Origin of the sequence: Nitrosomonas sp. (assembly GCF_020852615.1) — a bacterium.
Taxonomy (GTDB): domain Bacteria; phylum Pseudomonadota; class Gammaproteobacteria; order Burkholderiales; family Nitrosomonadaceae; genus Nitrosomonas.
Genome location: NZ_JADZAJ010000031.1, coordinates 59800 through 75515, shown reverse-complemented (window position 1 = coordinate 75515; position 15716 = coordinate 59800). Strand labels below are relative to the sequence as shown.

Below are 15716 nucleotides of genomic sequence, written 5' to 3'. Positions count from 1 at the left end.
CTATTGGTTCATGTTGATCCGGCACGTTATTGTCTACCTGTTTGCGCGGGGATTGCCCGGTATTGTTAATTTTCTGGCGCTGGCCGTTTATACCCGTCTGCTTACACATGAAGAGTTTGGACGTTATTCTCTGGTAATTGCAGGAGTCGGGCTGGTGCAGGTTGTGGTTTTTCAGTGGCTGTTACTGGTGTGTGGCCGTTTTTTACCTGCACACATTGACCAGCCGCAGACAGTGTTACGCCCGGTCCTGGCCATTTTTCTGTTTTTATCCGTCATTTTTGCACTTGCAGCTTACGCAGTCGCATCCGTCTTAGCCGCACCGGAATGGCGCTCTATTATCCCTGTTGCCATTGTCCTGGCAATTACCCAGGCATGGCACGAGCTTAATCTGCGGCTGGCTACTGTCCAGCTCGATCCCGTGCGCTATGGTGTGCTGAGCGCCGTAAAGGCTGTGCCGGCTCTGCTGCTGGGAGCGGTGCTGGCGTGGATATATCAGAGTGCACATGCGCCACTTATCGGATTGATTTCTGGTGCTCTTGTGGCCTGGCTGTTTGCGGGGCGCAGCGCCTGGACAGGTATACGTCCCCGATTACCTTCCAGTGAACAGCTCAGTGAATTCGGGCGTTATGGCTTGCCTCTGGCGATTACTTTTGCACTGGTCTGGATCACAGCCAGTTCGGATCGCCTGATGATCGCCTGGTTTCTGGGGGAAGCTCAAACCGGCATTTATGCCGCGGGCTACGACATGGCGCAACAAAGCCTCGGGCTGCTGCTGACCATCGTTAATACCGCAGCCACGCCTCTGGTTATCAGGGTGCTGGAAAAAGAAGGGGTAGAGGCTGCCGGCCGGCAAATGCACCAGAATGGTGAACTGATGTTTGCGCTGGCATTTTCCGGTGCGGCCGGATTGATCGCAATTGAACCGGTGATGATGGGTCTGTTTGTTGGAGAAGCATTCAGAGAAGGTGCATCCTCGATTTTTCTGTGGATTGCGCTGACTGCAGCGATTATCGGTATCAAATCCTTTCATTTCGACATTGCCTTTCATCTGACCAGAAAATCAACATGGTTGCTGGTAACCAGTGGTCTGGCTGCCGCTGCGAATCTGGGGCTGAATCTGGTGTTCATACCGTATTTTGGTATTGCTGGCGCCGCCTGGTCTGCTTTGCTGGCTTATTCAGTGGCAGCTGTCAGTAGCGCAATCATAGGATTCAGGGTGTTTCCCATGCCCCGGGTATTGCCATTACTGGTGCACGGATTTGTACCGGCTGCGGGTGTTTACGGGTCGGCATGGTTTTGTATGCAGGCGGATATTTCCCCGGTATTCAAAATGATGCTGTCCATAACAGTTGCCGGAGCAGTGGCCATGATTATTTTCCTGATATTGGATACTGCCGGGGTGCGTCAGCTCGCAGGCCGGCATGGTTATCGTTTGTTTAAAAATATTGTTAAAAGGTGACAGGCATGGTGGATGTGGCACTGTTTGTTCCTTCCCTGCGTGGCGGGGGCGCTGAGCGGGCCATGGTCACACTGGCTAACAGCTTTGCTGCTCGTGGTCTTACGGTAGATTTATTACTGGCCAGCAAAAACGGGCCGTATCTGGAAAATGTTGTATCTACCGTACGTGTGGTGGATTTGCAGGCGGGACGAGTGATCAAAGCCCTGCTGCCGCTGATGCGTTATTTACGCCGGGAACAGCCTGTTGCCATGCTCTCGGCTATGGGCCACGCCAATGTGACAGCGATTCTGGCACGCATGCTGGCGCAGGTAAAAACACGGGTGGTCGTGTCAGAACGCGGATTGATCAGCGGTGAGCACGCGATTGCTCAAGGGCTGGCTGCACGCCTGAATTTTATCCTGATTCCATGGCTTTACCCTAAAGCAGATGCGATCTGTGCTGTTTCGCAGGCAGCCTCAGCGGATCTGGCAACCTTTATCAACCTGCCCCGTCAGCGTGTACAAACCCTTTATAACCCTTTTGACCTGCCTCTGATCAAGATGCGGGCGGCTGAACCTGTTGAACATTCCTGGTTTTCTCCCGGGCAGCCCCCAGTACTGTTATCAATTGGACGTTTGAATGAAGCCAAGGATTTTCATATTCTCATTAGCGCCTTTGCCCGCTTGCGCCGGAAACGGGCAGTCCGATTAATGATCCTGGGCGAAGGAGAGCTGCGTGCTTATCTGCAGTCGGTAGTGAGTGACTGTGGTTTGACCGGAGACGATGTACAAATGCCGGGTTTTGTAAACAACCCCTTTATTTATCTGGTGCGCTGCAGCCTGTTTGTACTTTCCTCCCGTCGTGAGGGTCTGCCTGGTGTGCTGATAGAGGCGATGGCCTGTGGTGCCCCTGTAGTCAGTACTGATTGCCTGAGCGGGCCGGATGAAATTCTGGAGGGAGGTAAATGGGGAAAGCTGGTGCCGGTCGGGGATGCCGATGCACTGGCTGCTGCCATGGCGGCAGTACTGGATACGCCGCGCGGACAATTGCCTGATGTACGTCAGCGTGCCCGGGATTTCGGGCTGGATCGGGCGGTGGATACTTATCTGAATATACTGGAGTTAAATGGTTAATACCCGTTGCCGGAATGCCTGCAGACGGTTTCCTGCTGTGATGCGCGAATACCGGAATGAAAGTCGCAATCAGTAAAACGGCATTAAATATTATTGCAGTTCTTGGATTTGCTGCCGTTATGGTTGCTATACCCTGGGAAGAAATTTTTCGTGTGATTAACGGCCACGGATTTACGGATAAGGAGGTTTATGCGGATTATTTCCTTAATCAGACCAGTGTCCTCGACTACAAAGAATTCGATGGTGTTTTGAGCTACATCTCAAACGAATTTCTGTGGCACTACGCAATAGGCTGGCTGGTAAATAACACCGGGATCCAGATTGATTATATGTTTTCGGCGATCTCTTTTATTGCTTTGCTGATCTTTGGATCGTTACTGACAAAATGGCAGGGTATTTACGCACTGCCTTTTCTTATCAATCCGCTTGTCATTGATTTTTCATTTTCCCAGTACCGGCTTGCACTGGCAATTTCAATACTGGGTGTGGCTTATTTGCTGCACGGGCGGCACAGTGTAATTTCTCTGGTTTTAGCGTTAGCTGCGCTGTTTATTCACTCTGGAACCATGCTGTTTATCCTGATTTATGCAGCAGTCCGAACGGTGCAATGGCTTTCGGTTCGATTCAGGATTGGCTGTTCAGCGGTATTTATCACTCTCTTTATGACCGGTACTTTCGTATCGCTTCTGATTGGTCCGTTACGTGAAGTTATTTTGTCGGCAGTAGGCGATCGCCGGGCTGAATATCATGACATGTCCAGTTCCACGCTGTATTCATTGTTCTGGATGGCTTTACTGATTCCTTTTTATGTAAGCCGGCGACATCTGGTGGCGCTGGATTACGCACGCTATGCGCTGGTAATTATTTCCATTGTTTTCGTGAATGTATTTCACGGCGGGTATTCAACAAGATTCCTGGCTGCTGCATTTCCATGTCTTGTTTCTGCAATTTTGAGTCTGCGTGGTGTAACGAAAATAATGACCGTAGTTTTGTTCATTGCTTATGCCATGTTTCAGTGGCTGTACTGGCTGCGTATGCTGGGCGGTTAATGAAAACTGTTCATATTATTTCCGGCCTGAATGATGGTGGTGCTGAGGCTGTTTTATATCGTTTGTGCAGCAGCGATCAGGCAGTAAAACACCATGTCATTTCATTAATGGATGAAGGCAAGTACGGTTCTTTACTGTGCCGGGCCGGGGTAGAGGTGTCCTGTCTGAATATGCCGCGAGGCCGGGTTACGGCTGGCGGGCTGTGGCAACTGTGGCGACTGCTGCGCCAGAGTCGCCCGCAGGCAGTGCAAACGTGGATGTATCACGCTGACCTGGTCGGTGGTGTGATTGCCCGTCTGACGGGTATCAGGCAGGTGTTCTGGGGGGTTCATCATACCGCACTGGATACAGGACAATCCCGCCGTTCTACCATTCGGGTGGCCGGATTATGCGCCCGTATCAGTGCCCGGGTGCCTTCAGCCATTATCTGTTGCGCACAGAAGGCACTGGAAGTACACCGTAATCTGGGTTATGCACCGGAAAAACTGCGGGTGATTCCCAATGGTTATGATCTGGTTCGTTTTCGTGTTGATGGAGCGGCACGTGCACGGTTGCGTGCGGAATGGAATACGGGTGATTGCTGGTTAATGGGTATGGTGGGGCGGTTTGATCCGCAAAAAGACCATAAGAACCTGCTGGATGCGCTTGCAATTATCAAATCTCACGGTGTGGATTTCTATTGTGTGTTGGTAGGTCATGGCCTTGACCAGAGCAATACCCAGTTGACTGCCTGGCTGGCGGAACGCAATCTGACCAGAGAGGTGAGATTGCTGGGACAGCGTACGGATATACCCGATGTGATGAATGCGCTGGATGTGCATGTGCTTTCCAGTTCCAGTGAGGCATTTCCCAATGTGGTGGCGGAGGCCATGGCCTGTGGTACGCCAGTCGTGGTGACGGATGTGGGAGATGCAGCTCTGATTGTTGGCGAGACTGGCTGGATCGTGCCGCCAAAAGATCCGAAAGCGCTGGCTGATGCTTTACTGCAGGCGCGTGCAGCCATGCGGGACGGGACAGTCTGGCAGGCGCGCTGTGCGGCTGCCAGACAGCGGGTGGAAATTCATTTCAGCCTGGAGCGCATGATTGAACGCTACCACCTTGCGTGGGAGCGCGCAGCACCGGAATAAAAATTTTACCGGTATCAGGTATATCGCAAGAGGTACAACTGCATTGAACAGGAAAATTATTATTACACTCAATACTGCGTGGAATCTGGTGAATTTCCGTGCGGGTCTCATCCGTGCCATGGTTGCTGCAGGATATGAGGTGGTAGCGGTTGCGCCGCCCGACAGCTACACCCCGCGGCTGGCAGAATTGGGTTGTCGTTATGTGCCGTTACCGATGGATAACAAGGGGACGCATCCGGGGCGGGATCTGTTGCTGTTCTGGCGTTTTCTGCGGCTGATACACAGAGAAAGACCGGCTGCTTATCTGGGGTACACGGTCAAGCCGAATATCTACGGCTCACTGGCGGCACATTTGTCGGCTGTTCCGGTCATTAACAATATCGCCGGTCTGGGGTCGGTATTTATCCGGGAAGGCTGGTTGACCCGCCTGGTACGGGGATTGTACCGTCTGGCATTATCGCGTTCGGTCAAGGTGTTCTTCCAGAATGATGAGGACAGGGTGCTGTTTGTTTCAGGCAAACTGGTATCTGATGCGGTGACTGACCGTTTGCCGGGCTCCGGGATTGATCTCGATCGCTTTGTACCTGTACCTCTGCCCGATAAAGCTCCTTTGCGCTTTTTGCTGATTGCGCGCATGTTGTGGGACAAAGGGGTAATGGAATTTGTCGAGGCGGCACGCATGCTGAAAAAACAGGGGCTGGATGCCGATTTCTGTCTGCTGGGTTTTCTGGATGTGCAGAATCCAGCTGCCATTTCTCGTCAACAGATGGATGAGTGGATTAAGGAGGGTGTCATCCGCTATCTGGGGGTGAGTGATAACGTGGCGGAAGAAATCGCACTGGCTGACTGTGTTGTCCTGCCCTCCTACCGTGAGGGTGTTCCACGCACCTTGCTGGAAGCGGCGGCGATGGCACGCCCAATCGTGGCAACGGATGCTGCCGGTTGCCGTGATGTCGTCAATGATGGTGTTAATGGTTATTTGTGCAGACCGCGGGATGTAGCGGATCTTGCTGACAAGATTGCCGGAATAGCGGCTTTGTCACACGCTGAACGTACCCTCATGGGGTTGCGCGGCAGGGAAAAGATGGAACGGGAGTTTGACGAGCGGATTGTGATTGCCAAGTACCTGGCGGCGATTGGTGAAATTCGGAATCAACCGGGGCCGTCACCGGCAGGATAGCCCCTGTTGTTACCAGAGTGGCTTTCCAGGGCGGAAAAAAAGCCGCTGAAAAACCACAGCGGTTTACCCTGCTTTACCGGTTTATGCAATTTGGCGGACAGATCGGGGCGCTGTACGTTTCCGGATTACCCCCATTCCCAGCATACCTAAACCTGTCAGAGCAATCATTGCCGGTTCCGGGATTACATTAAGCGCCACACTCAGTGTGAAACTGACCGGGCTGGCGGGAAGCGGCTGATTAAACAGAAGCTGCGAAAGCCCGTTCAGATTATCACCGGACCAGGCTTCAAATGTACCGGTGGCACTGATCGGTGTCGATCCCGGGTTTGGCAGGTAATTCCAGGAAGCAGTGAATGGCCCCATTGCAGGTGGTATCGTTGCGGTAAATGAGCCAGCCGGAAGGCTTAACACTGTATTTACGAAACTGTAAGCCATTCCCCATAGTGGATCCGATGTCAGATTGGCCAGGGAAGCAAATGTTCTGGATGGAGCGTAGTCAAACGAAAGGGTTGTATTGCCGGGGCCGGGCGCTTCCGCATGCAGAGAAATGGCGGCCTGATAGGCATAGGTTGCCGGATTACTGATAACAAGAAGATTATTATGAAATTCGAATGATCCGTTCGCATATTCCAGCCTGCTCGTGTCAGTGTTGCCACATCCTGTACCACCATAGGCAAAACAGCCACCGGTTATATCCAGTGCTATCGAACCGGCTGTCCCGGCTTGGGCGGGTGCCATCGACAACCCCAAACAGATTCCTGCCGCACTGATTCCGTTTCTGATCGTTATTCTTAAATCCATTTTATAGTTTCCTTAATATAAGTATTTGTTTTTAAAAAATATATTACCATTATCCTCCTTCATAAAATATGAAAACTGCATCAAAATATGACATATATTTATCGGGAAGCTGGTTGTCATGTTATATCACGAAGTAAACCGGGTTAATACTCTGGCGGCGGAGGTGTACGGAGTGTGCGGTTTTTATTTACATCCGACTATATCCGATGGAGGGAGCAGGTGTACTTCAGGTTGTGTGCCGGGCACCCATAAGGGTAAAAAACGGTCTTTCAGAATATCTTGAGTTGCTTCACAGTGGGGCTTGCAGGGGTGAGGTGAAAGCGGAGATACGGCAGCCCGGCTCTGCTGCCGCCCGGCTCTTCGTAAAATCCGGGCTCGGATTCCAGCTGTTCAGGAGGATTGTTGTTGCTGCATCAATGACGAATAGATAGATAAATAAGTCGCGGCACTTGTTCTCCAGCTGAAATCCCTGTTCATCCCGCTGTGCTGGAGGGTTTTCCACAACCGGGTATTGGCATAGGTACCGATTGCCCGCCTGACTGCATTCATGAATGATTCCGGTGTCATCTCATGAAAGTAAAATCCACTTGCAGATTTATCGGCCAGGGTTTCGTCGTTCAGATCGACTACGGTGTCAATCAGCCCGCCGGTTGCATGGACGATGGGGGGCGTGCCGTAACACTGGCTGTACATCTGGTTCAGGCCGCAGGGTTCAAAGCGTGACGGCATCAGAAAGCAGTCTGCACCGGCATTGATCCGGTGTGCCAGTCTTTCATCATAATCGGTGCGGACAGCTGCTTTTCCGGGATAGGTCTGCGCAAGTGTTATCAGCTGTTTTTCCAGCCGGCTGTCCCCGCTTCCCAGCAGCACCAGCTGGGCGGGAAGACTGATCAGGGCTGGCGCAATCTGCAGCAGAAGATCGTAACCTTTCTGGTGACTCAAACGGCTGATTCCGGCAAACAATGGAATAAGCGCATTTTCCTCCAGCCCCATTTCCCGTTGCAGGGCGCGTTTGTTATATTTTTTTGCGGCCAGACTCCGGGTGGAGTACTGCTTCACAATGTGTGGATCCGTTGCCGGGTTCCAGATGACGGTATCAATGCCGTTGACGATTCCGCTGACATCATTGCTGCGTTCGGCCAGTAATCCCTGTAAACCGAATCCCAGTGGTTCACTCTGGATTTCCCGGGCGTAAGTGGGGCTGACCGTAGTGATTCTGGTGGCGTAATAGATGCCCGCCTTGAGGAATGACAGATTGCCGTAGTATTCAACACCGTGCATGCTGAAGCTCTCGGGTGGCAGGCCCAGCTTTACTGTTTCATCGGGTGGAAAGCTGCCCTGAAAAGCCAGATTATGCAGTGCCATCAGGCTGATGGCTTTTTTACCGGGGTGATAGTGAAGATAGGCGGGGGTAAGTCCACTCTGCCAGTCGTTACAGTGGACGATATCCGGCACCCAGGCAAGGGGACTGGCATCGCTGGCGAGAAGTGCCCCCGTTTTTGACAGTAAACCGAAGCGCTGCGCATTGTCCGGCCAGTCCTGTCCGTTACTGTCCAGATAAATACCGCCTTCCCGCTGGTAAAGTTGCGGGCAGTGAATGACATACAGAGGCACACTCACGGATTCATTCACCTGCAGCCGGGAGGAAAACAGTGTGGCCGGAGGAAAATGCGGCAGGAGATCGAGTTTTGCTACTTTACGTTTGGATTTTAGCCCGGCCAGTACTGCCGGATAGCCGGGCAGAAGCAGACGGATATCGGTTTTCAGTTCGAGCAGTGCAGCGGGCAGAGCCGCGCTGACATCCCCCAGTCCACCGGTTTTGCAAAGCGGGAATACTTCGGGAGTGACAAATAACACCTTCGGGTGTTTGCGGAAAGAAGATGAAGGCATAGTTTTCAGATTGACTCCGATCTATTGCTGTGCCCGGTAAAAATCGATCAGGCCACGGGTGGAGGCATCATGCTGCGCGCGGGGGTAATCTGAAATCAGCTCGGACAGGATCGTTCCGGCAAGCTGTTTTCCCAGTTCCACGCCCCATTGGTCAAATGAGTTGATTTCCCAGATGATGCCTTGTACGAATACCTTATGTTCATACAGCGCAATCAGTTTTCCCAGGGTTGCCGGATCAAGTTTTTTGAACAGAATCGAGGTGGTGGCATGGTTGCCCGGAAAAACACGATGAGGGAGCAGGCGTTCCACTTCACTGGCAGGCAGATGCTGATTCAGCAGCTCGGTTCTGACTTCCTGTGCTGTTTTTCCGCGCATGAGTGCTTCGGTCTGGGCAAAGAAATTGGCCAGCAGCATGGGATGATGCTCAGTTAACGGATGCTGGCACTGGCATGGCGCCAGAAAATCAGCGGTGAATTTCTGTGTACCCTGATGCAGCAGCTGATAAAAAGCGTGCTGACCATTGGTGCCGGATTCTCCCCAGATTACTGCACCGGTACTGTAGTCGACTGTTTCGCCATTGCGATTGACACGTTTGCCGTTGCTTTCCATTTCCAGCTGTTGCAGATAAGCCGGCAAACGATGCAAAGACTGATCGTAAGGCAGGATGGCCTGGCTGGTAATGTGAAAAAAATTGATTTGCCAGATGCCGATCAGTCCCAGCATGACAGGTAGATTCTGCTCGAAAGGCGCAGTCAGAAAGTGGTGATCCATTGCCTGTGCACCGGCCAGCAGTGAGCGGAAATTTTCCATCCCCACTGCCAGCGCAATCGGCAGGCCAATGGCTGACCATAATGAATAGCGTCCGCCTACCCAGTCCCAGAATTCAAACATGTTGTCCGGATTGATTCCGAACTGGCTGACTGCCTCACGGTTGGTGGAAACGGCGACAAAGTGCGCTGCAATCGCCTGCTCGCTACCCCCATTGGCCAGAAACCATTTCCGGGCGGAATGAGCGTTAGTCAGAGTCTCCTGGGTGGTAAATGTTTTAGAGGCAATGATGAACAGGGTGGTGGCAGGGTTGAGCTGCTGCAGTGTGCCGGAAAGATGAGCACCGTCGATATTGGAAACGAAATGAACACGCAGTTGTGGCACATGGCAGGGCCGGAGTGCTTCAGTTACCATGACTGGCCCCAGATCAGAGCCGCCTATCCCGATATTGACCACATCGGTAATCGGCAGGCCGGTATAGCCCCGATGCATTCCACCATGAATTTTTTCGGTGAAATGCTCGATCTGCTGCAGTACCCGTCTGACTTCCTGCGTGACATCCACGCCATCCGTAAAAACCGGTGAGTTGGCACGCAAGGCGATATGCAGGGCAGATCGGTTTTCGGTGAAGTTGATTTTTTCACCATTGGCCATGCGAGCGAGCCAGTCTGCCAGTTTTTGCTGTTCCGCCAGCGCCAGCAGGAGTTGGATGGTGGTTTCATCAACAGGCTGTTTGCTGTAATCGAGCAGTAAATCTCCGAATTGCAGTGAAAATTTACTGAAGCGTTGCGGATCTTCGCTGAACAGTGTACGCAGAGAGCGGCTGGCCATTTCTGCCTGGTGCATATCCAGTGCCAGCCAGGCCGGGGATTGAGTGAGTGTTGACATATCTGTTCTCCATGAGGTGAGCAGCAGGGTCAGTATCTTTTGAAGATTGCGGCAATTCCCTGCCCGCCACCGATACACAGGGTGACCAGTGCATAGCGGCCACGAATACGCTGCAGTTCATAAATGGCTTTGATTGCCAGTATACAGCCGGAGGCACCAATCGGATGCCCCAGTGCCACTGCACCACCGTTCGGGTTGGTTTTATCCGGATCCAACCCCAGCTCCCGGGCGACAGCGCAAGCCTGGACGGCAAATGCTTCGTTGGATTCGATGATATCCATGTCTGCCAGCTTGAGCCCGGCACGATCCAGTGCCTGTCTGACTGCAGGTATGGGGCCGATTCCCATATAACGCGGATCGACTCCTGCATGGCCGTAGGCGACCAGGTGCGCCATCGGCTGATGGTGACTCAGTTCGGCTGCACCGGCTTCCATTAGTACCAGTGCAGCAGCGCCGTCGTTGATACCGGATGCATTGCCGGCCGTAACTGTGCCATTTTCCTGAAAGGCGGGGTGCAGCTTTGCCAGCGCTTCCAGACTGATGTTGTCACGCGGATGCTGATCAGTTTCAAATGTGACCGAGCCTTCGCGAGCAGCAATTTCAACAGGTACGATCTGTTCCCGGAAATAGCCGTTACGGATGGCATGGATGGCACGCCGATGGCTTTCCAGCGCGAACTGATCCTGCTGTTCGCGGGTAATACCCCATTTCCCGGCGATGTTTTCAGCAGTGATGCCCATGTGTATCCGGTCGAACGGATCTGTCAGGGCACCAGCCATCATGTCAATTGCAGTACTGTCCCGCATGCGTTGTCCCCAGCGCAATGCGGGAAGAAGGTAGCCTCCCCGACTCATTGATTCAGCGCCGGCAGCGATGGCAACATCTGTATCCCCCAGCATCACGGTCTGCGCAGCTGAAATGATTGCCTGTAAACCGCTGCCGCAAACCCGATTCAGGGTGAATGCTGCTACACTCTGCGGCAGACCGGCTTCCAGTGCCGCTACACGTGCCAGGTACATATCCCGTGCTTCAGTGGGAATCACATGCCCGGCGACCACTTGTCCGACTGATCCCGGATCTATGCCGGCACGGAAAACAGCTTCCCTGATGGTGATGGCGGCCAGTGTGGCGGGGGCCATATCCTTCAGTGCCCCACCGTAATCCCCGATAGCAGTTCTTGCACCACTGACAACAACGACGCTTCTCATTCAAATGCGGCTACAGCACGTAACGGGCCAGATCTTCGCTTTGCGAGAGCTTGCCGAGCCGTTCTTCGACATATGCGGCATCGATAACATGTGTGCTGCCGCTGTAGCGGGTGGCATTGAATGAAATGTCTTCCAGCAATTTTTCCATGACGGTATGCAGCCTTCTGGCGCCGATATTCTCGGTTCTTTCATTGACTGAATAGGCAATTTCAGCCAGCTGTGCGATGGCATCTTCCGAAAAATCCAGTTCGATTCCTTCGGTTTTCAGTAATGCCTGATACTGACGGATGAGGCAGGCATCGGTGTTGGTGAGGATTTGTCTGAAATCTTCGGCACTGAGACTGTCCAGTTCTACCCGGATCGGGAAACGCCCCTGCAGTTCAGGAATCAGATCTGACGGCCTGGCCAGATGAAAAGCGCCACTGGCGATGAACAGGATGTGATCAGTGCGGATCATGCCGTATTTTGTAGATATTGTTGTTCCTTCCACCAGTGGCAGCAGATCCCGCTGGACACCCTGGCGTGAAACATCGGAGCCGGAGGTTTCCGAGCGACTGGTAATTTTGTCGATTTCATCGAGAAACACGATGCCATTCTGCTCAACGTTTTGCACGGCACCCAGCTTCAGCTCTTCATCATTGATCAGGCGCGCGGCCTCTTCCTCGGTCAACAGCTTTTTTGCTTCGCTGATACGCAGTTTGCGCGATTTCTTCTTGCCGGCACCCATATTTTGGAACATGCCCTGAATCTGGGAAGTCAGCTCTTCCATCCCCGGCGGGGCAAAAATTTCCATGCTGGCGTGCGGCATGGCGACTTCAATATCAATTTCCTTGTCATCCAGCTCGCCTTCACGCAATTTTTTACGGAATTTCTGGCGTGTTGCATTGCTTTCTTCGCTGGGGCTGGAATCGAAATTCAGATCGCGGGCCGGGGGCAGCAGAGCATCGAGTATCCGTTCTTCCGCCCGATCTTCTGCCAGCGGATGGTTTTTTCTGATTTCACGCTCACGCGCCTGCTTGATGGCAGATTCCACCAGATCGCGGATGATGGAATCAACATCCCGTCCGACATAGCCGACTTCGGTAAACTTGGTTGCTTCGATCTTGATGAAAGGGGCATCAGCCAGTCTGGCCAGCCGTCTGGCAATTTCAGTCTTGCCCACCCCGGTCGGGCCGATCATCAGAATGTTTTTAGGTGTGATTTCATGGCGCAGTGGTTCATCCACCTGCTGTCTGCGCCAGCGGTTTCTCAGTGCGATGGCAACAGCACGTTTGGCTGTGTCCTGTCCGATGATATGTTTGTCCAGTTCGTGAACAATTTCCTGTGGAGTCATATGCGACATGATGGGGATTCCTGACGTGGAGTAGAGTAATTTCTGGATTAGTCGAGCTGTTCGATAACGTGTACCTGATTGGTATAGATACAGATGTCTCCGGCAATCACGAGCGCTCGGGTAACAATTTCTTTTGCGCTCAGATCGGTGTTTTCCAGCAGTGCGCGTGCTGCCGCCTGGGCATAGGAGCCGCCACTGCCGATGGCCGCGATTCCCTGTTCAGGCTCAATGACATCACCTGCACCTGTGATGATCAGGGTAGCTTCATGGTCGGCTACCACCAGCATGGCTTCCAGGCGGCGCAGGATGCGATCGGTACGCCAGTCTTTGGCAAGCTCGACCGCTGACCGCATGAGGTGCCCCTGATGCTTTTCCAGCTTGGCTTCGAAACGTTCAAACAGCGTGAAGGCATCGGCGGTGCCACCTGCAAATCCGGCCAGCACCTTGCCGTGATAAAGTCTGCGCACCTTGCGCGCACTGGCTTTGGCGACGACAGCGCCGAGTGTTACCTGGCCATCGCCACCCAATGCTACCTGTTGTCCGCGCCGGACTGATACGATCGTGGTCATATTTTTATGTGTGTGACGAAAACCCTGATTATAGCGCCGTTTTACAGCCGGATTCAGGTGGCGGTGCTATCAGAGGGGTGGGCTGTTTCCGGGTGGAGTTGAGAGGGCCCGATACGTTCCATACAAAAATTGATGCTGTTCCGGTCTGATTGTGTGTAGATGTGTGGATACAGCATTTAATGGAAATACCATAAAAAACGGACGATAAAAGGCAGCATACTGGTGAATATCTCAATTGTTTTGAGACGAAGGCAGGGGTTTATCGTTTCGTGCGGGATAGTAATGGCGAGCAGGGTGGCAGAGATGCCATGTGATGGGATTATCGGGGTTCAGGTCAATTTCCCTGTGGTAACAGATGCTGTACAGACAAAGGCCATGCACTTGAAGTTTTGTGAAAAAAATCGGCGAAAAAAATCGGGACATGCAGTTTATATCATGCAGCGATGGCTGAAGAACTGTCCGGGAATCGCAGATCTTGCATGCGGTGTACTGGCACGGTACGCATCGTATCATCCGGCGTGCCCGAAAAGGGCCGCCGGGTAATGAGCGGCCCGGAGGGCTTCTGGCATTCAATCTGCGCCGGACGATTGAAACCAGATTATGGTGCTGATTCGGGTGTGGCGCGATTCCGGCATCGTGGTGGTGGCCGGGACGATGTTGCGGGCTGGGTAATTGCCCGGGCAAGCGTAATGTACTGTCTTGTCCGGTCAGCGAAGTGTATTAAGTATACTTTCGTTGTATTTTTTCTGTGCCAGTTCACGCAAGGCGATGACGATTGGCTTGTCGCGCCCGGGATCAACCATCGGAGTGGAGCCGACGGAGATTTGTCTTGCTCGTGCAGTGGCGGCCAGTGTCATGTTGAAACGGTTCGGGATAACTTCCAGGCAATCCTCTATCGTGATACGTGCCATGTGATAACTCCAGTAAAATTTACAATAAACGGGTGAGGGTCAGGAAAGTTCTGCAATCAGAGAGCGCTGTCTGACAAGCTGACGCATTGTTTTTAACCGTTCTGCCCGGATGATGCAGGCAATTTCCTGTGCGGCTGTTTCCAGCTCGTGATTCACAACTACATAATCAAACCGGTTCAGCTGGCTGACTTCATTGCGGGCTGCTGATAACCGACGTTCAATTACCTTGTTTTCATCCTGACCGCGCTGTTCCAGCCGCTGCTTCAACGTTTCCATAGAGGGTGGCAGAATAAAAATGGAAATGGCCTGCGGGTAGAGTGTACGTACCTGCTGCGCACCCTGATAGTCAATTTCCAGCAGCACATCTTGTTCTGCAGCCAGGGTCTCTTCTATCCATTTCCGTGATGTGCCGTAGAGATTGCCGTGTACTTCAGCGTTTTCCAGAAATTCGTTGCGTTCCTGCATACTTCTGAATGTAGCGTGATTCACAAAATAATAATCACGACCGTTTTCTTCACTCTGTCTGGGCGGGCGCGTGGTGTAGGAAACTGACAGGGTTACGTTGATGTCCATTTGCAGAAGAGCATGGACTACGCTGGTTTTACCGGCACCGGAAGGTGCGCTGATTACAAACAGGCAACTCATAATGTCTGGTTTTGTTGAAATTTTTGCGTATTTTAACAGGGAAATTCCAGTAAATTTCTGCAATTACGATTGTTAACAGCAGAGTACATGAATAAATTTGAAGCGGGTGACTGTTTCAGTTAAAATCCCGCTTTCTTATCTAGGCTTCAGGCGCGTAGCTCAGCTGGTTAGAGCACCACCTTGACATGGTGGGGGTCGTTGGTTCGAGTCCAATCGCGCCTACCAGAATGTTTTCAGTTCTGGTATCTGTCATCGCTTTAGCGATATCCCCCGATTTTTATTTCCTGTTTTTTCTCTTTATTCCCGGTTGGCCGGCCTTTTTTCGGACCCCTGTTGTTTTGCAAGCAGACGAATGGCTTGTGCATTGCTTGGGGAAAATACCTTTTCAGTAGCTTCCTGCCATGGTAACCAGGCGTATCCCAGATGTTCCCGGGATGAGATCACCACCGGTCTGGTTTCCGGTAATTCCAGCCCGAATACATGCTCGGTATTGTGCGTAATTCCCGGCGGGTAACGCCAGCGCCATTCTTCATAGAGCCGATAGCGGTTTTGTATCTGCCAGTCAGACAGAGTAAAGTCAGTGGCATTCAGGCCGGTTTCCTCTTTAACTTCACGTACGGCGGTTTGCAACAGTGTTTCACCCGGATCCTGGCTGCCGGTAACCGACTGCCAGTAACCGGGGTGGTCGGCCCGCTCCAGCAGCAATACCAGAAGATCCGCTGTGTGGATAACAACCAGTACCGATATGGGCAGTTTATAGGCTTGCAACAGTAATC

At 52.5% G+C, this 15716-nt stretch carries 14 protein-coding genes and 1 tRNA gene; 6 read left to right on the top strand and 9 right to left on the bottom strand.

Features of this window, described 5'->3' with window-relative positions:
* Positions 1-10 precede the first annotated feature (10 nt).
* From IT527_RS07370 to IT527_RS07350, 5 genes are read left to right on the top strand one after another with little or no spacing between them, the layout of a single operon-like run.
* Entirely contained in the window at positions 11-1459 is a 1449-nt protein-coding gene (locus IT527_RS07370) for an oligosaccharide flippase family protein (protein WP_292967883.1), read from the top strand.
* Between the two features lie 5 nt (positions 1460-1464).
* Entirely contained in the window at positions 1465-2571 is a 1107-nt protein-coding gene (locus IT527_RS07365) for a glycosyltransferase (RefSeq protein ID WP_292967882.1), read from the top strand.
* A 56-nt stretch (positions 2572-2627) separates the two neighbouring features.
* Positions 2628-3620 carry an EpsG family protein gene (locus IT527_RS07360; protein WP_292967881.1) on the top strand — a complete coding sequence of 331 codons (993 nt, stop codon included), beginning with the start codon at positions 2628-2630 and terminating at the stop codon, positions 3618-3620.
* A complete protein-coding gene (locus tag IT527_RS07355) occupies positions 3620-4747 on the top strand; it encodes a glycosyltransferase (RefSeq protein WP_292967880.1) in 1128 nt (375 codons plus the stop codon). The genes IT527_RS07360 and IT527_RS07355 overlap by 1 nt, the downstream gene beginning before the upstream one ends.
* Entirely contained in the window at positions 4704-5927 is a 1224-nt protein-coding gene (locus IT527_RS07350) for a glycosyltransferase family 4 protein (RefSeq protein ID WP_292967879.1), read from the top strand. The genes IT527_RS07355 and IT527_RS07350 overlap by 44 nt, the downstream gene beginning before the upstream one ends.
* 81 nt (positions 5928-6008) lie before the next feature.
* Here the strand turns inward: IT527_RS07350 and IT527_RS07345 are convergent, their stop codons facing one another.
* The 8 genes from IT527_RS07345 to gmk form a co-directional block, all read right to left on the bottom strand.
* Entirely contained in the window at positions 6009-6728 is a 720-nt protein-coding gene (locus IT527_RS07345) for a PEP-CTERM sorting domain-containing protein (RefSeq protein ID WP_292967878.1), read from the bottom strand.
* 390 nt (positions 6729-7118) lie between these two features.
* The gene (gene glgA, locus IT527_RS07340) at positions 7119-8618 is read right to left on the bottom strand and encodes a glycogen synthase GlgA (protein ID WP_292967877.1); all 1500 of its coding nucleotides are present in this window, start codon (positions 8616-8618) and stop codon (positions 7119-7121) included.
* Between the two features lie 21 nt (positions 8619-8639).
* On the bottom strand, positions 8640-10274 hold the full coding sequence (gene pgi, locus IT527_RS07335) for a glucose-6-phosphate isomerase (protein ID WP_292967876.1): 1635 nt from the start codon (positions 10272-10274) through the stop codon (positions 8640-8642).
* A gap of 29 nt (positions 10275-10303) precedes the next feature.
* Entirely contained in the window at positions 10304-11482 is a 1179-nt protein-coding gene (locus IT527_RS07330; RefSeq protein WP_292967875.1) for an acetyl-CoA C-acyltransferase family protein, read from the bottom strand.
* 10 nt (positions 11483-11492) lie between these two features.
* Positions 11493-12824, bottom strand: coding sequence for an ATP-dependent protease ATPase subunit HslU (hslU, locus tag IT527_RS07325; protein WP_292967874.1), 1332 nt, complete (start codon positions 12822-12824; stop codon positions 11493-11495).
* 38 nt (positions 12825-12862) lie between these two features.
* Entirely contained in the window at positions 12863-13384 is a 522-nt protein-coding gene (hslV, locus tag IT527_RS07320) for an ATP-dependent protease subunit HslV (RefSeq protein ID WP_292967873.1), read from the bottom strand.
* 707 nt (positions 13385-14091) lie between these two features.
* On the bottom strand, positions 14092-14295 hold the full coding sequence (gene rpoZ, locus IT527_RS07315) for a DNA-directed RNA polymerase subunit omega (protein WP_292967872.1): 204 nt from the start codon (positions 14293-14295) through the stop codon (positions 14092-14094).
* 39 nt (positions 14296-14334) lie between these two features.
* Positions 14335-14940: a guanylate kinase gene (gmk, locus tag IT527_RS07310; protein WP_292967871.1), complete on the bottom strand. Its 606-nt coding sequence runs from the start codon at positions 14938-14940 to the stop codon at positions 14335-14337.
* Positions 14941-15088: 148 nt separating this feature from the next.
* Here gmk and IT527_RS07305 point away from each other — a divergent pair.
* Positions 15089-15165 (top strand) — tRNA-Val (locus IT527_RS07305).
* A 72-nt stretch (positions 15166-15237) separates the two neighbouring features.
* Here IT527_RS07305 and nudB read toward each other — a convergent pair.
* The gene (gene nudB, locus IT527_RS07300; protein WP_292967870.1) at positions 15238-15708 is read right to left on the bottom strand and encodes a dihydroneopterin triphosphate diphosphatase; all 471 of its coding nucleotides are present in this window, start codon (positions 15706-15708) and stop codon (positions 15238-15240) included.
* Positions 15709-15716: the final 8 nt, after the last annotated feature.

Bases quoted from the DNA above. Each gene is read 5' to 3' on its own strand.
- IT527_RS07355 (WP_292967880.1), top strand. From the start codon at position 3,620: ATGAAAACTGTTCATATTATTTCCGGCCTGAATGATGGTGGTGCTGAG.
- IT527_RS07330 (WP_292967875.1), bottom strand. From the start codon at position 11,482: ATGAGAAGCGTCGTTGTTGTCAGTGGTGCAAGAACTGCTATCGGGGAT.
- rpoZ (WP_292967872.1), bottom strand. From the start codon at position 14,295: ATGGCACGTATCACGATAGAGGATTGCCTGGAAGTTATCCCGAACCGT.
- hslU (WP_292967874.1), bottom strand. From the start codon at position 12,824: ATGTCGCATATGACTCCACAGGAAATTGTTCACGAACTGGACAAACAT.
- hslV (WP_292967873.1), bottom strand. From the start codon at position 13,384: ATGACCACGATCGTATCAGTCCGGCGCGGACAACAGGTAGCATTGGGT.
- IT527_RS07345 (WP_292967878.1), bottom strand. From the start codon at position 6,728: ATGGATTTAAGAATAACGATCAGAAACGGAATCAGTGCGGCAGGAATC.
- IT527_RS07360 (WP_292967881.1), top strand. From the start codon at position 2,628: ATGAAAGTCGCAATCAGTAAAACGGCATTAAATATTATTGCAGTTCTT.
- pgi (WP_292967876.1), bottom strand. From the start codon at position 10,274: ATGTCAACACTCACTCAATCCCCGGCCTGGCTGGCACTGGATATGCAC.
- gmk (WP_292967871.1), bottom strand. From the start codon at position 14,940: ATGAGTTGCCTGTTTGTAATCAGCGCACCTTCCGGTGCCGGTAAAACC.
- glgA (WP_292967877.1), bottom strand. From the start codon at position 8,618: ATGCCTTCATCTTCTTTCCGCAAACACCCGAAGGTGTTATTTGTCACT.
- IT527_RS07365 (WP_292967882.1), top strand. From the start codon at position 1,465: ATGGTGGATGTGGCACTGTTTGTTCCTTCCCTGCGTGGCGGGGGCGCT.
- IT527_RS07370 (WP_292967883.1), top strand. From the start codon at position 11: ATGTTGATCCGGCACGTTATTGTCTACCTGTTTGCGCGGGGATTGCCC.